Here is a 26,963-nt window from a genome sequence, read left to right as displayed (position 1 = left end):
TAATCTTAGCGCGGCAGCGAGATTTTACGTTCTTTAGTTGGACGATAAAGCACCAGCGTTTTACCGATGACCTGTACGTTACAGGCGCCGGTTTCGCGCACGATAGCTTCCACGATCAAGGTTTTAGTTTCGCGATCTTCCGAGGCGATTTTCACCTTGATAAGTTCATGGTGCTCTAACGCTTGTTCAATCTCGGCCAGTACCCCTTCGGTCAAACCATTGCTGCCAAGCAGAACTACCGGCTTGAGCGGATGTGCCAGACCTTTCAGGTGCTGTTTTTGTTTAGTACTCAGATTCATCGTATTTTTTGCTTACGTTGGGATTGAAAACGGGTCATTCTACCGCCATCTCCCATATATCGCCAAATAGGCGCGTAAAAATTTACGCAATTGGTTACGATGAGTTATCCCAATGGGAAAGTTAAATGACAGGTAAGAAGCGTTCTGCCAGCTCCAGTCGCTGGCTTCAGGAACACTTTAGCGATAAATATGTTCAACAGGCGCAGAAAAAAGGGTTACGTTCCCGTGCCTGGTTTAAACTTGATGAAATACAGCAAAGTGACAAACTCTTTAAACCGGGGATGACGGTTGTCGATCTTGGTGCTGCACCAGGTGGTTGGTCACAGTATGTGGTCAGTCAAATTGGCGGCAAAGGTCGCATCATCGCTTGTGATCTTTTACCTATGGATCCTATCGTTGGTGTGGACTTTCTTCAGGGCGATTTTCGTGATGAACTGGTAATGCAAGCATTACTGGAGCGCGTAGGCGACAGTAAAGTCCAGGTTGTCATGTCCGATATGGCACCAAACATGAGCGGAACACCGGCGGTGGATATTCCCCGTGCCATGTATTTGGTGGAACTGGCGTTAGAAATGTGTCGTGATGTTCTGGCGCCAGGTGGCAGTTTTGTTGTGAAGGTGTTCCAGGGCGAAGGTTTCGATGAGTATCTAAGGGAAATTCGCTCCCTGTTTACGAAGGTCAAAGTTCGTAAGCCGGACTCTTCTCGTGCTCGTTCGCGGGAAGTGTATATAGTAGCGACCGGGCGTAAACCCTAACCGGGAGATTTCAAACGAAAGTTTGAAAGATGCTGGATATAGAGTATCCTGACGCTGTTTTTAACACAGTTGTAATAAGAGGTTAATCCCTTGAGTGACATGGCGAAAAACCTAATACTCTGGCTGGTCATTGCCGTTGTGCTGATGTCAGTATTCCAGAGCTTTGGGCCCAGCGAGTCTAATGGCCGTAAGGTGGATTACTCTACCTTCCTACAAGAGGTCAATAACGACCAGGTTCGTGAAGCGCGTATCAACGGACGTGAAATCAACGTTACCAAGAAAGATAGTAACCGTTATACCACTTACATTCCGATTCAGGATCCGAAATTACTGGATAACCTGCTGACCAAGAACGTCAAAGTTGTCGGTGAACCGCCTGAAGAACCAAGCCTGTTGGCTTCTATCTTCATCTCCTGGTTCCCGATGCTGTTGCTAATTGGTGTCTGGATCTTCTTCATGCGTCAAATGCAGGGCGGCGGCGGTAAGGGCGCTATGTCGTTCGGCAAGAGCAAAGCACGTATGCTGACGGAAGATCAGATAAAAACGACCTTTGCTGACGTTGCCGGTTGCGACGAAGCAAAAGAAGAAGTTGCCGAACTGGTTGAGTATCTCCGTGAGCCGAGCCGTTTCCAGAAGCTGGGCGGTAAGATCCCGAAAGGCGTGCTGATGGTTGGTCCTCCGGGTACCGGTAAAACGCTGCTGGCGAAAGCGATTGCAGGCGAAGCGAAAGTTCCGTTCTTTACTATCTCCGGTTCTGACTTCGTTGAAATGTTCGTTGGTGTGGGTGCATCCCGTGTACGTGACATGTTCGAACAGGCGAAAAAAGCGGCACCGTGCATCATCTTTATCGATGAAATCGACGCCGTAGGCCGCCAGCGTGGCGCAGGTTTGGGCGGTGGTCACGATGAACGTGAACAGACCCTGAACCAGATGCTGGTTGAGATGGACGGCTTCGAAGGTAACGAAGGTATCATCGTTATCGCCGCGACTAACCGTCCTGATGTACTCGACCCAGCGCTGCTGCGTCCTGGCCGTTTCGACCGTCAGGTTGTTGTTGGCTTGCCAGATGTTCGTGGTCGTGAACAGATCCTGAAAGTTCATATGCGTCGCGTACCTTTGGCACCCGATATCGACGCGGCAATCATTGCCCGCGGTACTCCTGGCTTCTCTGGTGCGGACCTGGCGAACCTGGTGAATGAAGCGGCACTGTTCGCTGCTCGTGGCAACAAACGCGTTGTGTCGATGGTTGAGTTTGAGAAAGCGAAAGACAAAATCATGATGGGCGCGGAACGCCGCTCCATGGTGATGACGGAAGCGCAGAAAGAATCGACTGCTTACCACGAGGCTGGTCATGCGATTATCGGTCGCCTGGTACCGGAACACGATCCGGTGCACAAAGTGACGATTATCCCACGTGGCCGTGCGCTGGGTGTGACCTTCTTCCTGCCTGAGGGCGACGCAATCAGCGCCAGCCGTCAGAAACTGGAAAGCCAGATTTCTACGTTGTACGGTGGTCGTCTGGCGGAAGAGATCATTTATGGTCCTGAACATGTTTCTACCGGGGCGTCAAACGACATTAAAGTTGCGACTAATCTGGCGCGTAACATGGTGACCCAGTGGGGCTTCTCTGAGAAATTAGGTCCGTTGCTGTATGCGGAAGAAGAAGGGGAAGTATTCCTCGGACGTAGCGTGGCGAAAGCAAAACATATGTCCGATGAAACTGCACGTATCATCGACCAGGAAGTGAAGTCACTGATTGAACGTAACTATAATCGTGCGCGTCAGTTGCTGAATGACAACCTGGATATCCTGCATGCAATGAAAGATGCGCTCATGAAATATGAGACCATCGATGCGCCGCAGATCGATGACCTGATGGCACGTCGCGATGTTCGTCCGCCAGCAGGCTGGGAAGAACCAGGCGCTTCTAACAATTCTGGTGATAACGGTAGCCCAAAGGCGCCGCGTCCGGTCGATGAACCGCGCACGCCGAACCCGGGTAACACCATGTCAGAGCAGTTAGGCGACAAGTAAGTTCCCGCATCAGATGACTGTATTTGTACCGAAAACCCCGGGGCTTGCTCCGGGGTTTTTTCTTATCAATTTATACCAGGGATAACACCATGAAACTCTTTGCCCAGGGCACTTCACTGGACCTCAGCCATCCTCACGTAATGGGGATCCTCAACGTTACGCCAGATTCTTTCTCTGATGGCGGCACGCATAACTCGCTGATTGATGCGGTGAAACATGCGAATCTGATGATCAACGCTGGTGCGACGATCATTGACGTTGGCGGCGAGTCCACGCGTCCAGGGGCTGCGGAAGTGAGTGTTGAAGAAGAGTTGCAGCGTGTTCTTCCGGTGGTTGAAGCGATTGCTCAACGATTTGAAGTCTGGATCTCGGTTGATACATCTAAACCGGAAGTTATTCGTGAATCAGCGCGAGCGGGCGCTCATATCATTAACGATATCCGTTCCCTTTCCGAACCCGGCGCTCTGGAAGCGGCTGCAGAAACTGGTTTACCGGTTTGCCTGATGCATATGCAGGGAAATCCAAAGACCATGCAGGAAGCACCTAAATATGACGATGTCTTCGCCGAGGTAAATCGCTACTTTATTGAGCAAATAGCACGCTGTGAACGGGCGGGCATCGCAAAAGAGAAATTGTTGCTCGACCCCGGATTCGGTTTCGGTAAAAATCTCTCCCATAACTATTCATTACTGGCGCGCCTGGCTGAATTTCATCATTTCAACCTGCCGCTGTTGGTGGGCATGTCACGAAAATCGATGATTGGACAGTTGCTGAACGTAGGACCGTCCGAACGCCTGAGCGGTAGTCTGGCTTGCGCGGTCATTGCAGCAATGCAGGGTGCGCACATTATTCGTGTTCATGACGTCAAAGAAACCGTAGAAGCGATGCGAGTGGTGGAAGCTACTCTGTCCGCAAAGGAAAACAAACGCTATGAGTAATCGTAAATATTTCGGTACCGATGGGATTCGCGGTCGTGTAGGGGATGCGCCGATCACGCCTGATTTTGTGCTTAAGCTGGGTTGGGCAGCGGGTAAAGTTCTGGCACGTCACGGCTCCCGTAAGATCATTATTGGTAAAGACACGCGCATTTCTGGCTATATGCTGGAGTCAGCACTGGAAGCGGGGCTGGCGGCAGCGGGCCTTTCTGCGCTCTTTACCGGCCCGATGCCGACACCGGCAGTGGCTTATCTGACGCGTACTTTCCGCGCAGAGGCCGGGATTGTGATTTCTGCATCGCATAACCCGTTTTACGATAACGGCATTAAATTTTTCTCCATCGACGGCACCAAACTGCCGGACGCGGTGGAAGAAGCCATTGAAGCCGAAATGGAAAAAGAGATTAGCTGTGTTGATTCGGCAGAACTGGGTAAAGCCAGCCGTATCGTTGATGCGGCGGGTCGCTATATCGAGTTTTGCAAAGCCACGTTCCCGAATGAACTTAGCCTCAGTGAACTGAAGATTGTCGTGGATTGTGCAAACGGCGCGACTTATCACATTGCGCCAAACGTGCTGCGTGAACTGGGGGCGAACGTTATTGCCATTGGTTGTGAGCCGAACGGCGTAAACATCAATGCCGAAGTGGGGGCGACAGATGTGCGTGCGCTACAGGCGCGCGTGTTGGCTGAAAAAGCGGATCTCGGCATTGCCTTTGACGGCGACGGCGACCGCGTGATTATGGTTGACCATGAAGGCAATAAAGTCGATGGCGATCAGATCATGTATATCATTGCGCGCGAAGGTCTTCGTCAGGGCCAACTGCGTGGCGGCGTGGTGGGGACATTGATGAGTAACATGGGGCTGGAGCTGGCATTGAAACAGTTAGGCATTCCATTTGCTCGCGCAAAAGTGGGCGACCGCTATGTACTGGAAAAGATGCAGGAAAAAGGCTGGCGTATTGGCGCGGAGAACTCCGGTCACGTGATCCTGCTGGATAAAACGACCACAGGTGACGGCATTGTTGCTGCTTTGCAGGTGCTGGCGGCGATGGCGCGTAATCATATGAGTCTGCATGACCTTTGCAGCGGCATGAAAATGTTCCCGCAAATCCTGGTTAACGTGCGTTATACCGCGGGAAGCGGCGACCCGCTGGAGCATGAATCAGTCAAAGCTGTGACCGCAGAAGTTGAAGCGGCACTGGGGAGCCGTGGACGCGTGCTGCTGCGTAAATCCGGTACCGAGCCGTTAATTCGCGTAATGGTAGAAGGCGAAGACGAAGCGCAGGTGACTGAATTTGCGCATCGTATCGCAGATGCAGTAAAAGCGGTTTAATGTGATAGCTAACTGATTAAAAAGGCGGCGATTGTCGCCTTTTCCCTTTATCAAAATATCGATTTTGCTGTTTTTTTCCGCAGTTGATACAATGCAGTAAAATTGCCCTTGCGAAGGCCATTCGCTTTGGTTAGTATTCACACCCGCTTCAGTGGGAAAGATTAAAAAATCCCGTTTTATTGGTTGAAGCATTGGGACGCGGCAACTCCGCAAGGAACAGGTTGATTATGTACGAAGCTCTTTTAGTTGTTTTCCTTATTGTGGCGATTGGCCTTGTTGGTCTGATCATGCTGCAGCAAGGTAAAGGCGCTGATATGGGAGCCTCCTTCGGAGCAGGCGCTTCCGCTACGCTGTTTGGTTCAAGTGGTTCTGGTAACTTCATGACCCGCATGACGGCGCTGTTGGCAACGTTATTCTTCATCATCAGCCTGGTGCTGGGTAACATCAACAGCAACAAAACCAATAAAGGTAGTGAATGGGAAAACCTGAGTGCTCCGGCGAAAGCCGAACAGACTCAGCCAGCTGCTCCGGCTAAACCGACCAGCGATATCCCGAACTAAAAAGTAATATCTGTGCCGAGGTGGTGGAATTGGTAGACACGCTACCTTGAGGTGGTAGTGCTCAATAGGGCTTACGGGTTCAAGTCCCGTCCTCGGTACCAAATTCCAGAAAAGAGACGCTGAAAAGCGTCTTTTTTTTCGTCTGATAAATATAGCTTTATTAAGCGTATCGTTATCAGACGACAGTAGAAATACGTGATGTTGGCGTAAGTGGCTTACAGGGCTACAACGCACATAATAAAAAGGCCGCTTTCGCGGCCTACTAAACAGAATCTTTCCCGATTACTTCGTTTTGTTCTCCAGATTTTCGACCTGCGGCACACCCGAGGCAGCAGAAGAGGAGAGCAGCCCCGTTTTTGCGTAACCAAACAGTTTCTCGCGGGTATCTGTAATATCCAGATTACGCATGGTCAGCTGGCCGATACGATCATCTGGCGAGAACACCGAGTCACCTTTTTCCATCGTCAGACGTTCAGGCTTATAAGTCAGGTTGTCAGAGACGGTATTGAGGATGGAGTAATCGTTCCCGCGACGCAGCTCAAGAGTGACTTCACCTGTAATCTGGCTGGCGACCCAGCGTTGCAGGGAGTCACGTAGCATCAGCGCCTGGGAATCAAACCAACGTCCCTGGTAAAGCAAACGGCCCAACTGACGACCATGCGCATGATACTGCTCAATGGTGTCTTCGTTGTGAATACCGGTCAGCAGACGTTCATAAGCGATATGCAGCAGCGCCATCCCAGGAGCTTCGTAGATGCCGCGGCTTTTTGCTTCAATAATACGGTTTTCGATCTGGTCGCTCATTCCCAGACCATGACGACCGCCGATGCGGTTAGCTTCCAGCATCATTTCTACGTCGTTGCTAAAGGTTTTACCGTTCAGCGCCACCGGATGACCTTGCTCAAAGCGTACTGTGACTTCTTCTGCCGGGATCTTCACGCTCTCGTCCCAGAATTTCACGCCCATAATCGGATTGACGATTTTGACGCTGGAGTTGAGGTATTCCAGATCTTTCGCCTCGTGTGTTGCGCCGAGCATGTTGGAATCGGTGGAGTAGGCTTTTTCGACCGACATTTTATAGTCGAAACCGCAGGCAATCATAAATTCAGACATTTCATGACGACCGCCTAGTTCATCAATAAAGTCAGTATCGAGCCACGGTTTGTAAATCTGTAGTTCTGCGTTGGTCAGCAGGCCATAACGATAGAAGCGTTCGATATCGTTACCTTTGTAAGTGCTGCCATCACCCCAGATATTCACGCCATCTTCTTTCATAGCCGCAACCAGCATGGTGCCGGTCACGGCGCGACCCAGTGGAGTCGTGTTGAAATAGGTCAGGCCGCCAGTGGTGTTATGAAATGCGCCACACTGAATAGCGGCAATACCTTCGGCTACCAGTTGTTTGCGACAGTCGATAAGACGTGCGTTCTCCGCGCCGTATTCCATGGCACGACGAGGGATCGCATCATAATCCTCTTCGTCTGGTTGGCCCAAATTTGCAGTATATGCATAAGGAACCGCTCCCTTTTGTCGCATCCACAGCAGTGCGGCGCTGGTGTCCAGACCGCCAGAAAAAGCGATACCAATACGTTGACCTACCGGGAGATGCTTGAGAATCGTTGTCATAAAATAACACCCTGCTTGATTAACTGATGATGAGCCTGGATTTTTGCTCTTATTGAATTTTTATGCAAAATAAATGAGTTTTCATTTAATCATCTTTTATCAAAGACAGGAAGGGGAGAGCGTGTTTTTTGTAAAATAATGCGCTTAAGGGAGAGCAGGAGAGGACAAAAGCATTCAAGAAATGAAAGTGAGCTGGATATTCATTCACATGATTAGCAATAAGCGTTGACAAAATGTGGCGTAGATCACTATAATGCCCGCAGATTTTACGTCCCGTCTCGGTACACCAAATCCCAGCAGTATTTGCATTTTTTACCCAAAACGAGTAGAATTTGCCACGTTTCAGGCGCGGGGTGGAGCAGCCTGGTAGCTCGTCGGGCTCATAACCCGAAGGTCGTCGGTTCAAATCCGGCCCCCGCAACCACTTTCCCTTAGAGTTCTTTTTCAAATATACTGTGAAGACTTCGGCCTTCGTAGTGGGATTTGAAAAAATCCTTCTGGAAAGTGCTCCAGACCGCAGTTGCGGTTATAGGGTTCAGTTATATAAAGCCCCGATTTATCGGGGTTTTTTGTTATCTGACTACAGAATAACTGGGCTTTAGGCCCTTTTTTTATGTCTTGGGGGTGGGCTTGTCCACATTAGAGCAAAAATTAACAGAGATGATTACTGCGCCAGTTGAGGCCCTGGGTTTTGAACTGGTTGGCATCGAGTTTATTCGCGGTCGCACATCCACACTGCGCATCTATATTGATAGTGAAGATGGCATCAATGTTGATGATTGTGCTGATGTGAGCCACCAGGTGAGCGCTGTGTTGGATGTTGAAGATCCCATCACCGTTGCTTATAACCTGGAAGTCTCCTCACCGGGTCTCGATCGCCCACTGTTCACGGCTGAACACTACGCCCGTTTTGTCGGAGAAGAGGCGACTCTGGTTCTCCGTATGGCGGTACAAAACCGTCGTAAATGGCAGGGCGTTATCAAAGCAGTAGACGGTGAAATGATCACAGTTACCGTCGAAGGTAAAGATGAAGTGTTCGCGCTGAGTAATATCCAGAAGGCGAACCTGGTTCCCCACTTTTAATAGTCTGGATGAGGTGAAAAGCCCGCGATGAACAAAGAAATTTTGGCTGTAGTTGAAGCCGTCTCCAATGAAAAGGCGCTGCCTCGCGAGAAAATTTTCGAAGCGTTGGAAAGCGCTCTGGCTACAGCAACCAAGAAAAAATATGAACAAGAGATCGACGTCCGTGTACAGATCGATCGCAAAAGCGGTGATTTTGACACTTTCCGCCGCTGGCTGGTTGTTGATGAAGTTACACAGCCGACCAAAGAAATCACTCTTGAAGCCGCACGCTTTGAAGATGAAAGCCTGAACCTGGGCGATTATGTTGAAGATCAGATTGAATCTGTCACCTTTGACCGTATCACCACCCAGACGGCAAAACAGGTTATCGTGCAGAAAGTACGTGAAGCTGAACGTGCGATGGTGGTTGATCAGTTCCGTGAACACGAAGGTGAAATCATCACCGGCGTGGTGAAAAAAGTAAACCGCGACAACATCTCTCTGGATCTGGGCAACAATGCTGAAGCTGTGATCCTGCGTGAAGATATGCTGCCGCGTGAAAACTTCCGCCCTGGCGACCGTGTTCGTGGCGTGCTCTATTCCGTTCGCCCGGAAGCGCGTGGCGCGCAACTGTTCGTGACTCGTTCCAAACCGGAAATGCTGATCGAACTGTTCCGTATTGAAGTGCCGGAAATCGGCGAAGAAGTGATTGAAATTAAAGCAGCGGCTCGCGATCCGGGTTCTCGTGCGAAAATCGCGGTGAAAACCAACGATAAACGTATCGATCCGGTAGGGGCTTGTGTAGGTATGCGTGGCGCGCGTGTTCAGGCGGTTTCTACTGAACTGGGCGGTGAGCGTATCGATATCGTCCTGTGGGATGATAACCCGGCGCAGTTCGTGATCAACGCGATGGCACCGGCAGACGTTGCTTCTATCGTGGTGGATGAAGATAAACACACCATGGATATCGCCGTTGAAGCCGGTAACCTGGCGCAGGCAATTGGCCGTAACGGTCAGAACGTACGTCTGGCTTCGCAACTGAGCGGTTGGGAACTCAACGTAATGACCGTTGACGACCTGCAGGCTAAACATCAGGCGGAAGCGCACGCAGCAATCGACACCTTCACCCGTTATCTCGACATTGACGAAGACTTCGCTACTGTTCTGGTAGAAGAAGGCTTCTCGACGCTGGAAGAACTGGCCTATGTGCCGATGAAAGAGCTGCTGGAAATTGAAGGCCTTGATGAGCCGACTGTTGAAGCACTGCGCGAGCGTGCTAAAAATGCACTGGCCACCATTGCACAGGCCCAGGAAGAAAGCCTCGGCGATAATAAACCGGCTGACGATCTGCTGAACCTTGAAGGGATGGATCGTGATTTGGCATTCAAACTGGCCGCCCGTGGCGTTTGTACGCTGGAAGATCTCGCCGAACAGGGCATTGATGATCTGGCTGATATCGAAGGGTTGACCGACGAAAAAGCCGGAGCACTGATTATGGCTGCCCGTAATATTTGCTGGTTCGGTGACGAAGCGTAATAAACTGTAGCAGGAAGGAACAGCATGACAGATGTAACCGTTAAAACGCTGGCCGCAGAGCGACAGACCTCCGTGGAACGCCTGGTACAGCAATTTGCTGATGCAGGTATCCGGAAGTCTGCTGACGACTCTGTGTCCGCGCAAGAGAAACAGACTTTAATTGACCACCTGAATCAGAAAAATTCGGGGCCGGACAAATTGACGCTGCAGCGTAAAACGCGCAGCACCCTTAACATTCCAGGTACCGGTGGAAAAAGTAAATCGGTACAAATCGAAGTCCGCAAGAAACGCACCTTTGTGAAACGCGATCCGCAAGAGGCTGAGCGCCTTGCTGCGGAAGAGCAGGCGCAGCGTGAAGCGGAAGAGCAAGCCCGTCGTGAGGCAGAAGAATTGGCCAAACGCGAAGCGCAACAAAAAGCTGAACGTGAGGCCGCAGAACAAGCTAAACGTGAAGCCGCTGAACAAGCGAAACGTGAAGCTGCGGAAAAAGACAAAGTGAGCAATCAACAAGACGATATGACTAAAACCGCCCAGGCTGAAAAAGCCCGCCGTGAGCTGGAAGCTGCAGAGCTCAAGCGTAAAGCCGAAGAAGAAGCGCGTCGTAAACTCGAAGAAGAAGCACGTCGTGTTGCTGAAGAAGCACGTCGTATGGCGGAAGAAAACAAATGGACTGATAACGCAGAACCGACTGAAGATTCCAGCGATTATCACGTTACTACTTCTCAACATGCCCGCCAGGCAGAAGATGAAAGCGATCGTGAAGTCGAAGGCGGTCGTGGCCGTGGTCGTAACGCGAAAGCTGCGCGTCCTAAGAAAGGCAACAAACACGCTGAATCAAAAGCTGATCGTGAAGAAGCTCGCGCAGCAGTACGTGGCGGTAAAGGCGGAAAACGTAAAGGTTCTTCGCTGCAGCAAGGCTTCCAGAAGCCTGCTCAAGCCGTTAACCGTGACGTTGTGATCGGCGAAACCATCACCGTTGGCGAACTGGCGAACAAGATGGCGGTTAAAGGTTCTCAGGTCATCAAAGTGATGATGAAGCTGGGCGCAATGGCAACCATCAACCAGGTCATCGACCAGGAAACCGCACAACTGGTTGCTGAAGAGATGGGTCACAAAGTTATCCTGCGTCGTGAAAACGAGCTGGAAGAAGCGGTAATGAGCGACCGTGACACGGGGGCTGCGGCTGAGCCGCGCGCACCGGTTGTGACCATCATGGGTCACGTTGACCACGGTAAAACCTCTCTGCTGGACTATATTCGTTCAACGAAAGTGGCTTCTGGCGAAGCGGGCGGCATTACCCAGCACATCGGTGCATACCACGTTGAAACTGAAAATGGCATGATCACCTTCCTGGACACCCCGGGGCACGCCGCATTTACGTCAATGCGTGCACGTGGTGCGCAGGCAACGGACATCGTCGTCCTGGTTGTCGCTGCAGATGACGGCGTAATGCCGCAGACCATCGAAGCAATCCAGCATGCGAAAGCTGCACAGGTTCCGGTGGTGGTGGCAGTGAACAAGATCGACAAACCAGAAGCCGATCCAGATCGCGTTAAGAACGAACTCTCCCAGTACGGTATCCTGCCGGAAGAGTGGGGCGGTGAAAGCCAGTTCGTACACGTGTCTGCGAAAGCGGGTACCGGTATTGATGAACTGCTGGATGCTATCCTGCTGCAGGCTGAAGTGCTGGAACTGAAAGCGGTACGTAAAGGTATGGCGAGCGGCGCGGTTATCGAATCCTTCCTTGATAAAGGTCGTGGTCCGGTTGCCACCGTTCTGGTACGTGAGGGTACGCTGCATAAAGGCGACATCGTTCTGTGTGGTTTCGAATACGGCCGTGTTCGTGCAATGCGTAACGAACTGGGTCAGGAAGTGCTGGAAGCAGGTCCGTCCATTCCGGTGGAAATCCTGGGCTTGTCCGGTGTTCCGGCTGCAGGTGATGAAGTGACCGTTGTTCGTGACGAGAAGAAAGCACGTGAAGTTGCGCTGTATCGTCAGGGTAAATTCCGCGAAGTTAAACTGGCGCGTCAGCAGAAATCTAAACTTGAGAACATGTTCGCCAACATGACCGAAGGTGAAGTTCACGAAGTGAACATCGTGCTGAAGGCTGACGTTCAGGGTTCTGTGGAAGCGATTTCCGATTCCTTGCTGAAACTGTCTACTGACGAAGTGAAAGTTAAGATCATCGGTTCTGGCGTCGGGGGTATCACCGAAACCGATGCAACCCTGGCAGCAGCGTCCAACGCGATTCTGGTTGGCTTTAACGTACGTGCTGATGCATCTGCGCGTAAAGTTATTGAGTCCGAAAGCCTGGATCTGCGTTACTACTCCGTCATCTATAATCTGATCGATGAAGTGAAAGCGGCGATGAGCGGTATGCTTTCTCCAGAACTGAAACAAGAAATCATCGGTCTGGCGGAAGTTCGTGACGTGTTCAAATCACCGAAATTCGGTGCCATTGCAGGTTGTATGGTTACTGAAGGTGTGGTTAAACGTCATAACCCGATCCGCGTTCTGCGCGACAACGTGGTTATCTACGAAGGCGAGCTGGAGTCCCTGCGCCGCTTCAAAGATGACGTTAACGAAGTCCGTAACGGCATGGAATGTGGTATCGGCGTTAAGAACTACAACGACGTGCGCACTGGCGATGTGATCGAAGTATTCGAAATCATCGAGATTCAGCGTACCATCGCTTAAGGTTGTCTGGGTTGTAAGCCGGATAAGGCATTTACGCCCCATCCGGCAGCCGTTGCTTGATGCGACGCTGGAGCGTCTTATCAGGCCAATGTGAGCAGCCCTTCCACCTGAGATTAATTTTAAAAGGGGCTTATGGCCCCTTTTTTGTCAGGAGAATTTATTATGGCGAAAGAATTTGGTCGCCCACAGCGCGTAGCGCAGGAAATGCAAAAAGAGATCGCTATCATCCTGCAACGTGAAATTAAAGACCCTCGTCTGGGGATGATGACCACCGTTTCCGGTGTCGAAATGTCTCGTGACCTGGCCTATGCCAAAGTGTATGTGACTTTCCTCAACGACAAAGATGAAGACGCGGTTAAAGCGGGCATCAAAGCGTTGCAGGAAGCTTCCGGTTTCATCCGCAGTCTGCTTGGCAAAGCCATGCGCTTGCGTATCGTGCCGGAACTGACCTTCTTCTACGATAACTCACTGGTTGAAGGGATGCGTATGTCAAACCTGGTGACCAGCGTGGTCAAACATGACGAAGAACGTCGTGTTAACCCGGACGACAGCAAGGAGGACTAATGAGTCGTCCTCGTCGTCGCGGTCGCGACATTAACGGCGTTTTGTTGCTGGATAAACCGCAAGGTATGTCCAGCAACGATGCGTTGCAAAAAGTAAAACGGATTTATAACGCCAACCGTGCCGGGCACACTGGCGCGCTGGACCCGCTGGCGACGGGCATGCTGCCGATTTGCCTCGGGGAAGCGACGAAATTTTCCCAATATCTGCTGGATTCCGACAAACGCTATCGGGTTATTGCGCGTCTTGGACAGCGCACCGATACTTCTGACGCAGACGGGCAAATCGTTGAAGAGCGTCCGGTAACCTTTAGTGCAGAGCAACTGGCTGCAGCGCTGGATACCTTCCGTGGTGACATTGAACAGATCCCTTCGATGTATTCAGCGCTGAAATATCAGGGCAAAAAACTGTACGAATACGCGCGTCAGGGTATTGAAGTCCCGCGTGAAGCACGCCCGATTACCGTCTATGAGTTGCTGTTTATTCGCCATGAAGGCAATGAACTGGAGCTGGAAATTCACTGCTCAAAGGGTACTTATATTCGCACTATCATTGATGATCTGGGCGAAAAACTTGGCTGTGGCGCGCATGTGATTTACCTGCGTCGTCTGGCGGTGAGTAAATATCCGGTTGAACGGATGGTGACTCTGGAACATCTGCGTGAACTGGTTGAGCAAGCCGAACAGCAAGATATTCCTGCTGCGGAGTTACTTGATTCTTTACTGATGCCAATGGACAGTCCGGCTTCGGACTACCCGGTGGTTAATCTTCCGCTAACGTCTTCTGTTTACTTCAAAAATGGTAACCCGGTTCGTACATCTGGTGCGCCGCTGGAAGGACTGGTTCGCGTTACAGAAGGTGAGAACGGCAAGTTTATCGGTATGGGCGAAATTGACGATGAAGGTCGCGTCGCGCCTCGTCGCCTGGTGGTTGAATACCCGGCGTAATATTAACCGTCTTGCGATAACAAGTCGCTACGAGTAGAATACTGCCGCTTAACGTCGCGTAGATCGTTTAACACTTTACGTAACGTACACTGGGATCGCTGAATTAGAGATCGGCGTCCTTTCATTCTTATATACTTTGGAGTTTTAAAATGTCTCTAAGTACTGAAGCAACAGCTAAAATCGTTTCTGAGTTTGGTCGTGACGCAAACGACACTGGTTCTACCGAAGTTCAGGTAGCACTGCTGACTGCACAGATCAACCACCTGCAGGGCCACTTTGCAGAGCACAAAAAAGATCACCACAGCCGTCGTGGTCTGCTGCGCATGGTTTCTCAGCGTCGTAAACTGCTCGACTACCTGAAACGTAAAGACGTAGCGCGTTACACCCAGCTCATCGAGCGCCTGGGTCTGCGTCGCTAATTCTTGCGAGTTTCAGAAAAGGGGGCCTGAGTGGCCCCTTTTTTCAAGCTGACGGCAGCAATTCACTGGAAACTAATGTATTGTTGCTATGAATGATCTTCCGTTGCAGAGGTTCGCGCGGCTAATGAGAGGCTTTACCCACATCTGGCTGGGTTAGGGTTGTCATTAGTCGCGAGGATGCGCAGAAGATCGGGTATTAACACCAGTGCCGTAAGGTACTGTCTAAGAAAGAGAAAGGATATTACATTGCTTAATCCGATCGTTCGTAAATTCCAGTACGGCCAACATACCGTCACTCTGGAAACCGGCATGATGGCTCGTCAGGCTACTGCCGCTGTTATGGTTAGCATGGATGACACCGCGGTATTTGTTACCGTTGTCGGTCAGAAAAAAGCCAAACCAGGTCAGGACTTCTTCCCTCTGACCGTTAACTATCAGGAGCGTACCTACGCTGCTGGTCGTATCCCGGGTAGCTTCTTCCGTCGTGAAGGCCGCCCAAGCGAAGGCGAAACGCTGATCGCGCGTCTGATTGACCGCCCGATTCGCCCGCTGTTCCCGGAAGGCTTCGTCAACGAAGTTCAGGTTATCGCCACCGTGGTTTCTGTTAACCCGCAGGTTAACCCGGATATCGTTGCGATGATTGGCGCTTCTGCGGCGCTGTCTCTGTCTGGTATTCCGTTCAATGGTCCGATTGGTGCTGCCCGCGTAGGTTACATCAATGACCAGTATGTACTGAACCCGACTCAGGACGAGCTGAAAGAGAGCAAACTGGACCTGGTTGTTGCCGGTACTGAAGCCGCTGTGCTGATGGTTGAATCTGAAGCTGAACTGCTGAGCGAAGACCAGATGCTGGGTGCGGTTGTGTTCGGTCATGAACAACAGCAGGTTGTTATTCAGAACATCAATGAACTGGTGAAAGAAGCGGGTAAACCGCGTTGGGATTGGCAGCCAGAGCCGGTAAACGAAGCGCTGAACGCGCGCGTTGCTGCACTGGCTGAAGCTCGCTTGAGCGATGCTTACCGTATCACCGATAAACAAGAGCGCTATGCACAGGTTGATGTCATCAAATCTGAAACCATTGCGACGCTGCTTGCTGAAGACGAAACCCTGGACGAAAACGAACTGGGTGAAATTTTGCACGCTATCGAGAAAAAAGTTGTTCGTAGCCGCGTACTGGCAGGTGAACCGCGTATCGATGGTCGTGAAAAAGACATGATCCGTGGTCTGGATGTGCGCACTGGCGTGCTGCCGCGTACTCACGGTTCTGCGCTGTTCACCCGCGGTGAAACGCAGGCACTGGTTACCGCAACGCTGGGTACTGCACGTGACGCACAGGTTCTTGATGAACTGATGGGCGAACGTACCGACACCTTCCTGTTCCACTACAACTTCCCTCCGTACTCCGTAGGTGAAACCGGCATGGTCGGTTCTCCGAAGCGTCGTGAAATTGGTCACGGTCGTCTGGCGAAACGCGGTGTGCTGGCCGTCATGCCGGATATGGACAAATTCCCGTACACCGTACGTGTAGTGTCTGAAATTACCGAATCCAACGGTTCTTCTTCTATGGCTTCTGTGTGCGGCGCGTCTCTGGCGCTGATGGACGCAGGCGTGCCGATCAAAGCTGCTGTTGCGGGTATCGCAATGGGCCTGGTGAAAGAAGGCGATAACTACGTTGTACTGTCTGACATTCTGGGCGACGAAGATCACCTGGGCGATATGGACTTCAAAGTTGCGGGTTCTCGCGACGGTATCTCTGCATTGCAGATGGATATCAAAATTGAAGGCATCACCAAAGAGATCATGCAGGTTGCGCTGAACCAGGCTAAAGGTGCGCGTCTGCATATCTTGGGCGTAATGGAACAGGCGATCAACGCGCCGCGCGGCGATATCTCTGAGTTTGCTCCGCGTATCCATACCATTAAGATCAACCCGGACAAGATCAAAGACGTTATCGGTAAAGGCGGTTCTGTTATCCGCGCCCTGACCGAAGAAACGGGCACCACTATCGAAATCGAAGATGATGGTACTGTGAAGATTGCAGCGACCGACGGCGAAAAAGCGAAACACGCGATTCGTCGTATCGAAGAGATCACTGCGGAAATCGAAGTGGGCCGCGTCTACAATGGTAAAGTGACCCGTATCGTTGACTTTGGCGCATTTGTTGCCATCGGCGGCGGTAAAGAAGGTCTGGTACACATTTCTCAAATCGCCGACAAACGTGTTGAGAAAGTGACCGATTACCTGCAGATGAATCAGGAAGTACCGGTTAAAGTTCTGGAAGTTGATCGCCAGGGCCGTATCCGTCTGAGCATTAAAGAAGCGACTGAGCAGTCTCAACCTGCTGCGGCACCGGAAGCTCCGGTTGCTGAACAGGGCGAGTAAGGTTGCCATTTGCCCTCCGCTGCGGCGGGGGGCTTTTAACCGGGCTGGACGCCTTGTTAGCAACCGGGAACAGGACGTTCATTCAACCGTGGTCTTCGGGAGTGGGAAATGAAGCCTTTTTTGCGCTGGTGTTTCGTTGCGACAGCACTTACGCTTGCAGGATGCAGTAATATTTCCTGGCGTAAAAGTGAAGTCCTCGCAGTACCATTGCAACCGACTTTACAGCAGGAAGTGATTCTGGCACGTATGGAACAGATCCTTGCCAGTCGGGCTTTAACCGATGACGAACGCGCACAGCTTTTATATGAGCGCGGAGTGTTGTATGATAGTCTCGGTCTGAGGGCATTAGCGCGTAACGATTTTTCGCAGGCGCTGGCAATCCGACCGGATATGCCTGAAGTATTCAATTACTTGGGCATATATTTAACGCAGGCAGGCAATTTTGATGCTGCCTATGAAGCGTTTGATTCTGTACTTGAGCTTGATCCAACTTACAACTACGCGCACTTGAATCGCGGGATCGCATTATATTACGGCGGTCGTGCCAGGTTAGCGCAAGATGATCTGCTGGCGTTTTATCAAGACGATCCCAATGATCCTTTCCGTAGTCTGTGGCTTTATCTTGCCGAGCAGAAGCTCGATGAGAAGCAGGCTAAAGAAGTGTTGAAGCAACACTTCGAAAAATCGGACAAGGAACAGTGGGGATGGAACATTGTCGAGTTCTACCTGGGCAACATTAGCGAACAAACGTTAATGGAAAGGCTCAAGGCGGACGCAACGGATAACACCTCGCTCGCTGAGCATCTCAGTGAAACCAACTTCTATTTAGGTAAGTACTACCTAAGTCTGGGGGATTTGGACAGCGCTGCGGCACTGTTCAAACTGGCGGTTGCCAACAACGTTCATAACTTTGTTGAGCACCGATACGCATTGTTGGAATTATCGCTCCTGGGCCAGGACCAAGATGACCTGGCAGAATCGGACCAGCAATAGCTGACGTACACATCAGCCCGTAATCTTTTTTGATTGCCATCACCTTAACGGGTGAGGGCGTTGTTGTTCGTTAATACACCTACTTTGAGCCGGTTCACACTTTTCAATGAAAATTGCTGATCAATTTCATGATGAGTTATGTAGACTGGCCGCCATTAATTTTGAGGCACACGTACTACATGGCTGAATTCGAAACCACTTTTGCAGATCTGGGCCTGAAGGCTCCTATCCTTGAAGCCCTTAACGATCTGGGTTACGAAAAACCATCTCCAATTCAGGCGGAGTGTATTCCACATCTGCTGAATGGCCGCGACGTTCTGGGTATGGCCCAGACGGGGAGCGGAAAAACTGCAGCATTCTCCTTACCTTTGCTGCAAAATCTTGATCCTGAGCTGAAAGCGCCACAGATTCTGGTGCTGGCACCGACCCGCGAACTGGCGGTACAGGTTGCTGAAGCAATGACGGATTTCTCTAAACACATGCGCGGCGTAAACGTGGTTGCTCTGTACGGCGGCCAGCGTTATGACGTGCAATTACGTGCCCTGCGTCAGGGGCCGCAGATCGTTGTCGGTACTCCAGGCCGTCTGCTGGACCACCTGAAACGTGGCACTCTGGACCTCTCTAAACTGAGCGGTCTGGTTCTGGATGAAGCTGATGAAATGCTGCGTATGGGCTTCATCGAAGACGTGGAAACCATTATGGCGCAGATCCCGGAAGGTCATCAGACCGCTCTGTTCTCTGCAACCATGCCGGAAGCGATCCGTCGCATTACCCGTCGCTTTATGAAAGAGCCGCAGGAAGTGCGTATTCAGTCCAGCGTGACGACCCGTCCTGACATCAGCCAGAGCTACTGGACTGTCTGGGGTATGCGTAAAAATGAAGCGCTGGTGCGTTTCCTGGAAGCGGAAGATTTTGATGCGGCGATTATTTTCGTTCGTACCAAAAACGCGACTCTGGAAGTGGCTGAAGCCCTGGAACGTAACGGCTATAACAGCGCCGCGCTGAACGGTGATATGAACCAGGCGCTGCGTGAGCAGACTCTGGAACGTCTGAAAGATGGTCGTCTGGACATCCTGATCGCCACCGACGTTGCGGCCCGTGGCCTGGACGTTGAGCGTATCAGCCTGGTGGTTAACTACGATATCCCGATGGACTCCGAGTCTTACGTTCACCGTATCGGTCGTACCGGTCGTGCGGGTCGTGCGGGTCGTGCGCTACTGTTCGTTGAAAACCGCGAGCGTCGTCTGCTGCGCAACATCGAGCGCACCATGAAGCTGACCATTCCAGAAGTCGAACTGCCTAACGCAGAACTGCTGAGCAAACGCCGTCTGGAAAAATTTGCTGCCAAAGTACAGCAGCAACTGGAAAGTAGCGATCTGGATCAATACCGTGCACTGTTGAGCAAAATTCAGCCGACTGCGGAAGGTGAAGAGTTGGATCTCGAAACTCTGGCAGCCGCACTGCTGAAAATGGTACAGGGTGAACGTACTCTGATCGTGCCGCCAGATGCGCCGATGCGTCCGCGTCGTGAATTCCGTGACCGTGATGACCGTGGTCCGCGCGATCGTAATGACCGTGGCCCGCGTGGCGACCGTGAAGATCGTCCGCGTCGTGAACGTCGCGATGTTGGTGAAATGCAGCTTTACCGCATTGAAGTGGGCCGTGATGATGGCGTTGAAGTTCGTCATATCGTTGGTGCAATTGCCAACGAAGGCGATATTAGCAGCCGTTATATCGGTAACATCAAGCTGTTTGCTTCTCACTCCACTATCGAACTGCCGAAGGGGATGCCAGGTGAAGTGCTGCAACACTTTACCCGTACTCGCATTCTTAACAAACCAATGAACATGCAACTGTTGGGTGATGCACAGCCGCATACTGAACGTCGTGGCGGTGGTCGTGGCTTCGGTGGTGAGCGTCGTGAGGGCGGTCGTAATTTCAGCGGTGAACGCCGTGAAGGGGGTCGTGGTGATGGTCGTCGTTTCAGCGGCGAACGTCGTGAAGGCCGCGCACCGCGTCGTGATGACTCTACCGGTCGCCGTCGTTTCGGTGGCGATGCGTAATTCACACTAAATCGCTATTACCTGACGTAAAGTAAAATATACAGCCCCGATTCTAACAATCGGGGTTTTTTTTCTGTTTTTTGTACTCGCGTACTGGTACAGTGCAACACATAACAACGCAGTCGCACTATTTTTCACTGGAGAGAAGCCCTCATGGCAACACTAACCACCACCCAAACGTCACCGTCGCTGCTTGGCGGCGTGGTGATTATCGGCGGCACCATTATTGGCGCAGGGATGTTTTCTCTGCCAGTGGTCATGTCCGGTGCGTGGTTCTTCTGGTCGATGGCGGCGCTGATCTTCACCTGGTTTTGTATGCTGCATTCCGGCTTGATGATCCTGGAAGCTAACCTGAATTACCGAATCGGTTCGAGCTTTGACACCATTACCAAAGATTTACTGGGCAAAGGCTGGAACGTAGTCAACGGCATTTCCATTGCCTTTGTGCTCTATATCCTGACTTACGCCTATATTTCCGCCAGTGGTTCGATTCTTCATCACACTTTCTCTGAGATGTCGCTCAACGTCCCGGCACGGGCGGCAGGTTTTGGTTTTGCACTGCTGGTAGCGTTTGTGGTGTGGTTAAGCACCAAAGCCGTCAGCCGCATGACGGCGATTGTGCTGGGGGCGAAAGTCATTACCTTCTTCCTCACTTTCGGTAGCCTGCTGGGGCATGTACAGCCTGCGACATTGTTCAACGTCGCGGAAAGCAATGCGTCTTACGCGCCGTATCTGTTGATGACACTGCCGTTTTGTCTGGCATCGTTTGGCTATCACGGCAACGTTCCGAGCCTGATGAAATATTACGGCAAGGATCCGAAAACTATCGTGAAATGTCTGGTGTACGGTACGTTAATGGCGCTGGCGCTGTATACCATCTGGTTGCTGGCAACAATGGGGAATATTCCTCGCCCGGAGTTTATCGGTATTGCGGAGAAAGGCGGCAATATTGATGTGCTGGTACAGGCGTTGAGCGGCGTGCTGAACAGCCGTAGTCTGGACCTTCTGCTGGTCGTATTCTCAAACTTTGCAGTGGCGAGTTCGTTCCTCGGCGTAACGCTGGGTCTGTTCGACTATCTGGCGGATCTGTTTGGCTTTGATGATTCGGCAATGGGGCGCTTTAAAACGGCACTGTTGACCTTTGCACCGCCCGTCGTTGGCGGTCTGCTGTTCCCGAATGGGTTCCTGTATGCCATTGGCTATGCGGGATTAGCCGCTACCATCTGGGCGGCAATTGTTCCGGCGCTGCTGGCCCGCGCATCGCGTAAACGCTTTGGTAGCCCTAAATTCCGTGTCTGGGGCGGCAAGCCGATGATTGTCCTGATTCTGGTCTTTGGTGTGGGCAACGCACTGGTGCACATCCTGTCGAGTTTTAATTTGCTGCCGGTGTATCAGTAATCAACTGTACCTTATCCGACATTTCTACTGCCTGTACAATGCCTGATGCGCTTCGCTTATCAGGCCTACATTGGGCGGGCCGGATAAGGCTTCCCGCTGCATCAGACAAAATAAAATACACTACCCCAACAGCTCTTCCTTCACGTCCATTGCCAGTTCAAACGAATGCAGGCGCGCCTGGTGATCGAAAATTTGCCCGTTAACCATAATCTCATCGGCGTCAGTTTCGCGCAGGATCGACTGCAAACCATGACGCACTTTCGCTTTATCGCCCACCAGCGACATACTCAGTGACTGCTGTACGCCATACTGCTCGGACGGCGACCAGAACTGATCCATATTCTGAATCGGCGGCGGCAGTTGCCCGGTTTCTCCGCGGCGCAGCTTCACAAAGGCTTGCTGCATCGAGGTAAAAAGAAACTCAGCGTCGCGGTTGCTGTCGGCGGCGATAATATTGATGCACACCATCGCGTACGGTTTTTCCAGCCGTGCCGACGGTTTGAAGTTGCTACGGTAAAGATGCAGCGCCTGGAGCAACATATCCGGCGCGAAGTGTGAGGCAAACGCAAACGGCAGACCAAGCTGCGCCGCCAGTTGCGCGCTGTAAAGGCTGGAGCCTAACAACCACACCGGGATTTTCTCGCCATAGCCCGGTACCGGGCGCACATGCGGATTGGGATCGCGGGCGTCAAACCAGTCCACCAACTCTGCGACATCGCGGGGGAAATTATCAATATCTCCGCTCATATGACGACGTAGCGCCATCATTGTTCGCTGATCGCTACCCGGCGCGCGACCCAGCCCTAAATCGATTCGCCCCGGATAGAGAGTATTGAGCGTGCCGAACTGCTCGGCAATCACCAGCGGCGAATGGTTCGGCAACATCACGCCGCCAGAACCCAGGTGCAGCGTGGTAGTATTCGCCGCCAGATAGCCAATCAACACCGACGTTGCAGCACTGGCAATGCCGGTCATATTGTGGTGTTCCGCCAGCCAGTAGCGATGATAGCCGCGCTTTTCAGCCAGACGGGCAAGATCGAGAGAGTGAGAGAACGCTTCCCGCGCTGAAGAACCTTCGGGGATGGGGGCCAGATCGAGTAGCGAAAACGCAATGGTTTTATCAGTCATAACAGCTCACTTTGTTACCGATTAATCTTTAATATTGCATTAAAGGGTAGTTAAAGTTGTTAACAAAGTGAGCTATGCTCTAAATAATTCGAGTTGCAGGACAAAACGGCAGTGGCGTTTTGAACAACGCTTGCGTTGGCCCTGAAAGGGCGAGGCCTCAGGCCGAGTAACGCGACAAGAGAGTGAATCCCCAGGAGCTTACATAAGTAAGTGACTGGGGTGAACGACAAATTCGCATGGAGCGGATTTGAACGCTGCTTGCAGCGGCCCCGTAAGGGGTGAGGCCCATGGATGGGCCGAATAACCCGCAGACGCAGCACATGCAACTCGAAGTATGACGAGCATATTTGCTTACGCTTGCAGCTCCAGCCCCGCCAGCCGCCGCCAGTAGCCGTTACAGTCGCTGTTTGCCGTCAACGGGAGTGGTGCCGCACCATTTTCATTAGCGCGGAAGGCGTCGAGCATCGCGAAAGTGTCAGTACCCTGCGGTGACAGGCGGACCACATCAACCAGCCCCTGCATTGATGCCAGATCGTTACCGAGATTGTAAACGTAGCCGCTCATGGTCTGAATGCCATTGAGTACAAACACCTGCTGATTCTCCTGCGACAGCACGTTGCGCCCGTTCGGATACTTAATGCAGCAGGTTTCACACTCATCTTTCGGGCGGTCTTCCGAACGTGCCGTAAAGCAGCGGGCGGAGTAGGCCAGCGGCAGATGACCGTAGATCAGGACTTCCACTTCAAACTGGTTGCGAATGCCCAGTTCATCGCACTGATTAAGCAGATTCACCAGCCAGTCGCGGGAAAGCTCCACCGGCATACACCAGCGCATCATGCCCTGTTTGAGTAATATTTTCAGCGTCACCGCGTTATAGCAGTTCAGCGCGTGCCCGGCGACGAACGGCAATTTGCGCTCAGCGCACATATTCACCACGCCGAGATCGCTGGCTTCAATCAGAAACTCGCCGTTCTCTACATAGCGTTTCAGTTCGCCCAGTTCGGAGGACGCCTGCACCAGCGCCAGCGTGGAGAGCACTATCTGCTTGCCACTCCCGGCGAGTGATTTTGCCATCTCCAGCCAGTCGCCAACTTTGGTTGCCCGGCGCTTGCTGCATACCGCTTCACCGAGATAAATCACGTCGGCGCTGCTGGCGGCGGCCTGCTGATAAAATTCTTCCAGCGTCTCTTTTGGCCAGTACCACAGTACCGGCCCTAAGGAATATTTCATTGCTTTTCTCACTGCCATTTACGGTGATACGCGCCAAGGGTGGTTTGCGTGCCTTCGGACATCGACCCGAGCGTCTCCATCCACGCACTTTGTGGTACGAAGTTTTGCGGATCGGCCTTACAACGATCGATAGCCTGACGCCAGACTTTCGCTACCTGGCTGACATACGCCGGGCTACGCTGACGGCCTTCAATTTTCACCGAAGCGATATTCGCCGCCATTAACTCCGGCAGTAGCTCAAGGGTATTGAGACTGGTGGGTTCTTCCAGCGCGTGATAGCGCTCGCCGTCCACCAGATAACGCCCTTTACACAACGTCGGATAACCTGCGTTCTCGCCGTCCTGATAACGATCGATCAGTACTTCGTTCAGGCGAGATTCCAGTCCCTGTGGCGTTTGTTGCCAGCGAACGAAACGAGCTGGGGAACACGCGCCCACGGTGTTGGGTGACTCACCCGTCAGATATGACGACAGATAGCAACGGCCCTCCGACATAATGCACAGGCTGCCGAAAGCAAACACTTCCAGTGGAACAGGGGTAACTCGCGCCAGTTGTTTCACCTGATGAATCGACAACACGCGCGGCAGCACCACGCGGGCAACGTCAAAATGGCGATGATAAAAGTTAATCGCCTCTTCATTGGTCGCTGAAGCCTGCACCGATACGTGACGTTCAATATGTGGGTAACGCTCGGCGGCGTATTCCAGCATGGCGAGATCGGCAAGGATCAACGCGTCGGCACCCAGTTGCGCCGCCATATCCACGACGCGCTGCCAGCGGGCGTAGCCGTCCGGGTGCGCAAAAGTGTTAATTGCGATGTGAAGTTTGCGGCGATGTTGATGGACAAAACTCACCGCTTCCTGCAATTTTTTTTCGGTAAAGTTAAGGCCGGCGAAGTGACGGGCATTGGTATCATCTTTTAGCCCGATATAAACAGCATCTGCGCCGTTTTCGATGGCCGCCTTAAGCGCCGGGAGATTTCCGGCAGGGCAGAGCAGCTCCATAATTTTTCCTGAAGGTTGCGCTGTCAAAGCGCAAAAATGTTAACGAACTGGGATTTTAGTTAACCTTGCTGCGACAATTTTTGATTTAAGGCAGTTAAAGTTGTATTGGTGGTAGCAGCAATTTCATATGGAATTGTTGATTTATACCGCTATGTTATTTTTCTGATATGGCAAAATAGGACGATTGTTGAAGCAGGGAGTAAAACTCGTGTTGGATAAACTGCGTTCCCGCATTGTGCATTTGGGACCATCTCTGTTGAGTGTACCGGTAAAACTGACGCCCTTTGCGCTTAAACGCCAGGTTCTTGAGCAAATTTTAAGCTGGCAATTCCGCCAGGCGCTGGACGATGGCGAGCTGGAGTTCCTTGAAGGTCGTTGGTTAAGTATTCATGTGCGTGATATTGACCTGCAATGGTACACCTCGGTGGTGAACGGCAAACTGGTCGTCAGCCAGAACGCACAAGCTGATGTGAGTTTTAGTGCCGATGCCAGCGATCTGCTGATGATTGCAGCGCGTAAACAGGATCCAGATACACTCTTCTTCCAGCGCCGGCTGGTGATCGAGGGTGATACGGAGCTGGGGTTATATGTGAAAAACCTGATGGACGCCATTGAACTGGAGCAAATGCCGAAAGCGTTACGTATGATGCTACTGCAATTGGCAGATTTTGTTGAGGCGGGAATGAAAACCACGCCTGAAACCAAACAGACATCGGTAGGTGAACCATGCTAATTCGAGTAGAAATTCCCATTGATGCGCCGGGTATTGATGCCCTGCTGCGTCGTTCATTCGAAAGCGATGCGGAAGCAAAGCTGGTTCACGATCTGCGTGAAGATGGCTTTCTGACGCTGGGACTGGTAGCGACGGATGATGAAGGTCAGGTCATTGGCTATGTGGCATTTAGTCCGGTTGATGTGCAGGGCGAAGACCTGCAATGGGTCGGTATGGCGCCACTGGCGGTAGATGAAAAATACCGCGGGCAAGGGCTGGCGCGTCAACTGGTCTATGAAGGACTCGATTCGCTTAATGAGTTCGGCTATGCCGCAGTGGTGACGCTGGGCGATCCGGCGCTGTACAGCCGTTTTGGCTTTGAACTGGCGGCGCATCACGATCTGCGTTGCCGCTGGCCGGGCACTGAAAGCGCCTTCCTGGTACATCGTTTAGCGGATGATGCGCTGAATGGCGTAACCGGCCTGGTTGAGTATCACGATCACTTCAATCGCTTTTAATCTCCGGGGTTTGTAGACGGTTTAACAGCTCTGCAAACCCTGTTCCTTCTGCGACCAGACGCTCTTTCTGCCGTTTGGTCAGTTGTTTGACGCGATATTCCGCCCGTAGCGCCAGCGAACGGTCGCCAACCAGTGCGGAAAACGCCAGTGTCAGTTCTCCTTTCCCGCGCAGTGCTTTTGCTCCTTTACCGCTTTGATGCTGCTGATAGCGGCGTTCAACATCCGTGGTTATCCCGGTATAAAGCTTATTGTCAGCGGTGCGGATCAAGTAAAGGAACCAGGGGGTCATTGTATGCATCACATGTTAAGTTCAGACAACAGTATAAAAGAGAACAGAAATGGAAACACTCACCGCCATCAGCCGTTGGCTGGCAAAACAACATGTTGTTACCTGGTGCGTGCAGCAGGACGGGGAACTCTGGTGCGCCAATGCCTTTTATCTTTTTGATGCGCAGAAAGTCGCATTCTACATTCTGACAGAAGAAAAAACGCGTCATGCGCAGATGAGCGGCCCACAAGCTCATGTTGCCGGAACGGTAAATGGTCAGCCGAAAACGGTGGCATTAATCCGTGGCGTGCAGTTTAAAGGGGAGATTCGTCGACTGGAAAGCGAAGAAGGCGACTTCGCGCGTCAGGCGTATAATCGTCGCTTTCCTGTTGCCAGAATGCTGTTAGCTCCAGTTTGGGAAATCCGCCTCGATGAAATCAAATTCACCGACAACACGCTGGGTTTTGGTAAAAAACTGGTTTGGCAACGGTAACCTATAGTTA

At 51.9% G+C, this 26,963-nt stretch carries 25 protein-coding genes and 2 tRNA genes; 21 read left to right on the top strand and 6 right to left on the bottom strand.

From position 1 onward, the window contains the following. Positions 1-5: 5 nt before the first annotated feature. Positions 6-299, bottom strand: a complete 294-nt coding sequence (gene yhbY, locus EA14781_RS00305) for a ribosome assembly RNA-binding protein YhbY (RefSeq protein WP_002460990.1) — start codon at positions 297-299, stop codon at positions 6-8. A gap of 125 nt (positions 300-424) precedes the next feature. On the opposite strand from yhbY, the gene rlmE reads away from it, so the two are divergent. The 6 genes from rlmE (at position 425) to EA14781_RS00275 (ending at position 6,017) form a co-directional block, all read left to right on the top strand. Further along, positions 425-1,054 carry a 23S rRNA (uridine(2552)-2'-O)-methyltransferase RlmE gene (gene rlmE, locus EA14781_RS00300; protein WP_000145968.1) on the top strand — a complete coding sequence of 210 codons (630 nt, stop codon included), beginning with the start codon at positions 425-427 and terminating at the stop codon, positions 1,052-1,054. Between the two features lie 99 nt (positions 1,055-1,153). Next, complete coding sequence (ftsH, locus tag EA14781_RS00295; RefSeq protein WP_001107461.1) at positions 1,154-3,088, top strand: ATP-dependent zinc metalloprotease FtsH; 1,935 nt, start codon at positions 1,154-1,156, stop codon at positions 3,086-3,088. 89 nt (positions 3,089-3,177) lie between these two features. Then, positions 3,178-4,026: a dihydropteroate synthase gene (gene folP, locus EA14781_RS00290; RefSeq protein WP_000764743.1), complete on the top strand. Its 849-nt coding sequence runs from the start codon at positions 3,178-3,180 to the stop codon at positions 4,024-4,026. Continuing rightward, entirely contained in the window at positions 4,019-5,356 is a 1,338-nt protein-coding gene (gene glmM, locus EA14781_RS00285) for a phosphoglucosamine mutase (protein ID WP_000071145.1), read from the top strand. Before folP ends, glmM begins: the two co-directional genes overlap by 8 nt. A gap of 227 nt (positions 5,357-5,583) precedes the next feature. Next, positions 5,584-5,916, top strand: a complete 333-nt coding sequence (gene secG, locus EA14781_RS00280; RefSeq protein ID WP_002460995.1) for a preprotein translocase subunit SecG — start codon at positions 5,584-5,586, stop codon at positions 5,914-5,916. A 14-nt stretch (positions 5,917-5,930) separates the two neighbouring features. Further along, positions 5,931-6,017 (top strand) — tRNA-Leu (locus tag EA14781_RS00275). A 181-nt stretch (positions 6,018-6,198) separates the two neighbouring features. Here the strand turns inward: EA14781_RS00275 and argG are convergent. After that, positions 6,199-7,542, bottom strand: a complete 1,344-nt coding sequence (gene argG, locus EA14781_RS00270; RefSeq protein ID WP_000207690.1) for an argininosuccinate synthase — start codon at positions 7,540-7,542, stop codon at positions 6,199-6,201. 347 nt (positions 7,543-7,889) lie between these two features. On the opposite strand from argG, the gene EA14781_RS00265 reads away from it, so the two are divergent. From EA14781_RS00265 to mtr, 12 genes are all read left to right on the top strand, one after another. Beyond that, a tRNA-Met gene (locus EA14781_RS00265) sits at positions 7,890-7,966 on the top strand. Positions 7,967-8,172: 206 nt separating this feature from the next. Then, entirely contained in the window at positions 8,173-8,625 is a 453-nt protein-coding gene (gene rimP, locus EA14781_RS00260; protein WP_002460999.1) for a ribosome maturation factor RimP, read from the top strand. Between the two features lie 27 nt (positions 8,626-8,652). Then, on the top strand, positions 8,653-10,140 hold the full coding sequence (gene nusA / locus EA14781_RS00255) for a transcription termination factor NusA (protein WP_001031048.1): 1,488 nt from the start codon (positions 8,653-8,655) through the stop codon (positions 10,138-10,140). Positions 10,141-10,164: 24 nt separating this feature from the next. Beyond that, on the top strand, positions 10,165-12,837 hold the full coding sequence (gene infB, locus EA14781_RS00250) for a translation initiation factor IF-2 (RefSeq protein ID WP_000133077.1): 2,673 nt from the start codon (positions 10,165-10,167) through the stop codon (positions 12,835-12,837). Positions 12,838-12,999: 162 nt separating this feature from the next. Further along, positions 13,000-13,401, top strand: a complete 402-nt coding sequence (gene rbfA / locus EA14781_RS00245; protein ID WP_001040202.1) for a 30S ribosome-binding factor RbfA — start codon at positions 13,000-13,002, stop codon at positions 13,399-13,401. Then, the gene (truB, locus tag EA14781_RS00240; RefSeq protein ID WP_000089700.1) at positions 13,401-14,345 is read left to right on the top strand and encodes a tRNA pseudouridine(55) synthase TruB; all 945 of its coding nucleotides are present in this window, start codon (positions 13,401-13,403) and stop codon (positions 14,343-14,345) included. The genes rbfA and truB overlap by 1 nt, the downstream gene beginning before the upstream one ends. Positions 14,346-14,494: 149 nt before the next feature. Next, positions 14,495-14,764, top strand: coding sequence for a 30S ribosomal protein S15 (gene rpsO, locus EA14781_RS00235; protein WP_000059466.1), 270 nt, complete (start codon positions 14,495-14,497; stop codon positions 14,762-14,764). Between the two features lie 246 nt (positions 14,765-15,010). Continuing rightward, positions 15,011-17,146, top strand: a complete 2,136-nt coding sequence (gene pnp / locus EA14781_RS00230; RefSeq protein WP_002461002.1) for a polyribonucleotide nucleotidyltransferase — start codon at positions 15,011-15,013, stop codon at positions 17,144-17,146. A gap of 108 nt (positions 17,147-17,254) precedes the next feature. After that, a complete protein-coding gene (gene nlpI, locus EA14781_RS00225) occupies positions 17,255-18,139 on the top strand; it encodes a lipoprotein NlpI (RefSeq protein ID WP_000802066.1) in 885 nt (294 codons plus the stop codon). Positions 18,140-18,245: 106 nt separating this feature from the next. Then, positions 18,246-18,326: a protein YrbN gene (gene yrbN, locus EA14781_RS24040; protein WP_010723222.1), complete on the top strand. Its 81-nt coding sequence runs from the start codon at positions 18,246-18,248 to the stop codon at positions 18,324-18,326. Further along, on the top strand, positions 18,319-20,202 hold the full coding sequence (gene deaD / locus EA14781_RS00220) for an ATP-dependent RNA helicase DeaD (protein WP_002461004.1): 1,884 nt from the start codon (positions 18,319-18,321) through the stop codon (positions 20,200-20,202). Before yrbN ends, deaD begins: the two co-directional genes overlap by 8 nt. 153 nt (positions 20,203-20,355) lie before the next feature. Then, positions 20,356-21,600 (top strand): tryptophan permease, encoded by a 1,245-nt coding sequence (gene mtr / locus EA14781_RS00210; protein ID WP_000224366.1) that lies wholly within the window; start codon positions 20,356-20,358, stop codon positions 21,598-21,600. 120 nt (positions 21,601-21,720) lie between these two features. Here mtr and EA14781_RS00205 read toward each other — a convergent pair whose 3' ends face one another. From EA14781_RS00205 to ubiU, 3 genes are all read right to left on the bottom strand, one after another. Next, entirely contained in the window at positions 21,721-22,728 is a 1,008-nt protein-coding gene (locus tag EA14781_RS00205; RefSeq protein ID WP_000130389.1) for a luciferase-like monooxygenase, read from the bottom strand. A gap of 351 nt (positions 22,729-23,079) precedes the next feature. Continuing rightward, positions 23,080-23,958, bottom strand: a complete 879-nt coding sequence (locus EA14781_RS00200; RefSeq protein WP_002461007.1) for a U32 family peptidase — start codon at positions 23,956-23,958, stop codon at positions 23,080-23,082. 8 nt (positions 23,959-23,966) lie between these two features. Next, positions 23,967-24,962, bottom strand: a complete 996-nt coding sequence (gene ubiU, locus EA14781_RS00195) for a ubiquinone anaerobic biosynthesis protein UbiU (RefSeq protein WP_002461009.1) — start codon at positions 24,960-24,962, stop codon at positions 23,967-23,969. Between the two features lie 208 nt (positions 24,963-25,170). Between ubiU and ubiT the strand changes: the two genes are divergently transcribed. Then, complete coding sequence (gene ubiT / locus EA14781_RS00190) at positions 25,171-25,695, top strand: ubiquinone anaerobic biosynthesis accessory factor UbiT (RefSeq protein WP_002461011.1); 525 nt, start codon at positions 25,171-25,173, stop codon at positions 25,693-25,695. Further along, positions 25,689-26,192, top strand: coding sequence for a GNAT family N-acetyltransferase (locus EA14781_RS00185; protein WP_000908549.1), 504 nt, complete (start codon positions 25,689-25,691; stop codon positions 26,190-26,192). The genes ubiT and EA14781_RS00185 overlap by 7 nt, the downstream gene beginning before the upstream one ends. On the opposite strand, the gene yhbQ is transcribed toward EA14781_RS00185, so the two are convergent. After that, on the bottom strand, positions 26,179-26,481 hold the full coding sequence (gene yhbQ, locus EA14781_RS00180) for a DNA damage response exodeoxyribonuclease YhbQ (RefSeq protein WP_010338903.1): 303 nt from the start codon (positions 26,479-26,481) through the stop codon (positions 26,179-26,181). The genes EA14781_RS00185 and yhbQ overlap by 14 nt on opposite strands. 49 nt (positions 26,482-26,530) lie before the next feature. On the opposite strand from yhbQ, the gene EA14781_RS00175 reads away from it, so the two are divergent. Continuing rightward, on the top strand, positions 26,531-26,953 hold the full coding sequence (locus EA14781_RS00175; protein ID WP_000449446.1) for a YhbP family protein: 423 nt from the start codon (positions 26,531-26,533) through the stop codon (positions 26,951-26,953). The last annotated feature ends 10 nt before the right edge of the window (positions 26,954-26,963 follow it).

It is taken from the genome of Escherichia albertii NBRC 107761 = DSM 17582 (genome assembly GCF_000759775.1).
Classification (GTDB): domain Bacteria; phylum Pseudomonadota; class Gammaproteobacteria; order Enterobacterales; family Enterobacteriaceae; genus Escherichia; species Escherichia albertii.
This window is presented reverse-complemented; position numbering and strand designations above follow the sequence as displayed.

Excerpts from the sequence above, each read along its gene's own strand:
- deaD (WP_002461004.1), top strand. The coding sequence starts at position 18,319 with ATGGCTGAATTCGAAACCACTTTTGCAGATCTGGGCCTGAAGGCTCCT.
- infB (WP_000133077.1), top strand. The coding sequence starts at position 10,165 with ATGACAGATGTAACCGTTAAAACGCTGGCCGCAGAGCGACAGACCTCC.
- nlpI (WP_000802066.1), top strand. The coding sequence starts at position 17,255 with ATGAAGCCTTTTTTGCGCTGGTGTTTCGTTGCGACAGCACTTACGCTT.
- argG (WP_000207690.1), bottom strand. The coding sequence starts at position 7,542 with ATGACAACGATTCTCAAGCATCTCCCGGTAGGTCAACGTATTGGTATC.
- nusA (WP_001031048.1), top strand. The coding sequence starts at position 8,653 with ATGAACAAAGAAATTTTGGCTGTAGTTGAAGCCGTCTCCAATGAAAAG.
- EA14781_RS00175 (WP_000449446.1), top strand. The coding sequence starts at position 26,531 with ATGGAAACACTCACCGCCATCAGCCGTTGGCTGGCAAAACAACATGTT.
- yhbQ (WP_010338903.1), bottom strand. The coding sequence starts at position 26,481 with ATGACCCCCTGGTTCCTTTACTTGATCCGCACCGCTGACAATAAGCTT.
- truB (WP_000089700.1), top strand. The coding sequence starts at position 13,401 with ATGAGTCGTCCTCGTCGTCGCGGTCGCGACATTAACGGCGTTTTGTTG.
- EA14781_RS00205 (WP_000130389.1), bottom strand. The coding sequence starts at position 22,728 with ATGACTGATAAAACCATTGCGTTTTCGCTACTCGATCTGGCCCCCATC.
- mtr (WP_000224366.1), top strand. The coding sequence starts at position 20,356 with ATGGCAACACTAACCACCACCCAAACGTCACCGTCGCTGCTTGGCGGC.
- secG (WP_002460995.1), top strand. The coding sequence starts at position 5,584 with ATGTACGAAGCTCTTTTAGTTGTTTTCCTTATTGTGGCGATTGGCCTT.
- EA14781_RS00185 (WP_000908549.1), top strand. The coding sequence starts at position 25,689 with ATGCTAATTCGAGTAGAAATTCCCATTGATGCGCCGGGTATTGATGCC.
- EA14781_RS00200 (WP_002461007.1), bottom strand. The coding sequence starts at position 23,958 with ATGAAATATTCCTTAGGGCCGGTACTGTGGTACTGGCCAAAAGAGACG.
- ubiU (WP_002461009.1), bottom strand. The coding sequence starts at position 24,962 with ATGGAGCTGCTCTGCCCTGCCGGAAATCTCCCGGCGCTTAAGGCGGCC.
- yhbY (WP_002460990.1), bottom strand. The coding sequence starts at position 299 with ATGAATCTGAGTACTAAACAAAAACAGCACCTGAAAGGTCTGGCACAT.
- rpsO (WP_000059466.1), top strand. The coding sequence starts at position 14,495 with ATGTCTCTAAGTACTGAAGCAACAGCTAAAATCGTTTCTGAGTTTGGT.
- rlmE (WP_000145968.1), top strand. The coding sequence starts at position 425 with ATGACAGGTAAGAAGCGTTCTGCCAGCTCCAGTCGCTGGCTTCAGGAA.
- ftsH (WP_001107461.1), top strand. The coding sequence starts at position 1,154 with ATGGCGAAAAACCTAATACTCTGGCTGGTCATTGCCGTTGTGCTGATG.
- rbfA (WP_001040202.1), top strand. The coding sequence starts at position 13,000 with ATGGCGAAAGAATTTGGTCGCCCACAGCGCGTAGCGCAGGAAATGCAA.
- yrbN (WP_010723222.1), top strand. The coding sequence starts at position 18,246 with ATGAAAATTGCTGATCAATTTCATGATGAGTTATGTAGACTGGCCGCC.
- glmM (WP_000071145.1), top strand. The coding sequence starts at position 4,019 with ATGAGTAATCGTAAATATTTCGGTACCGATGGGATTCGCGGTCGTGTA.
- folP (WP_000764743.1), top strand. The coding sequence starts at position 3,178 with ATGAAACTCTTTGCCCAGGGCACTTCACTGGACCTCAGCCATCCTCAC.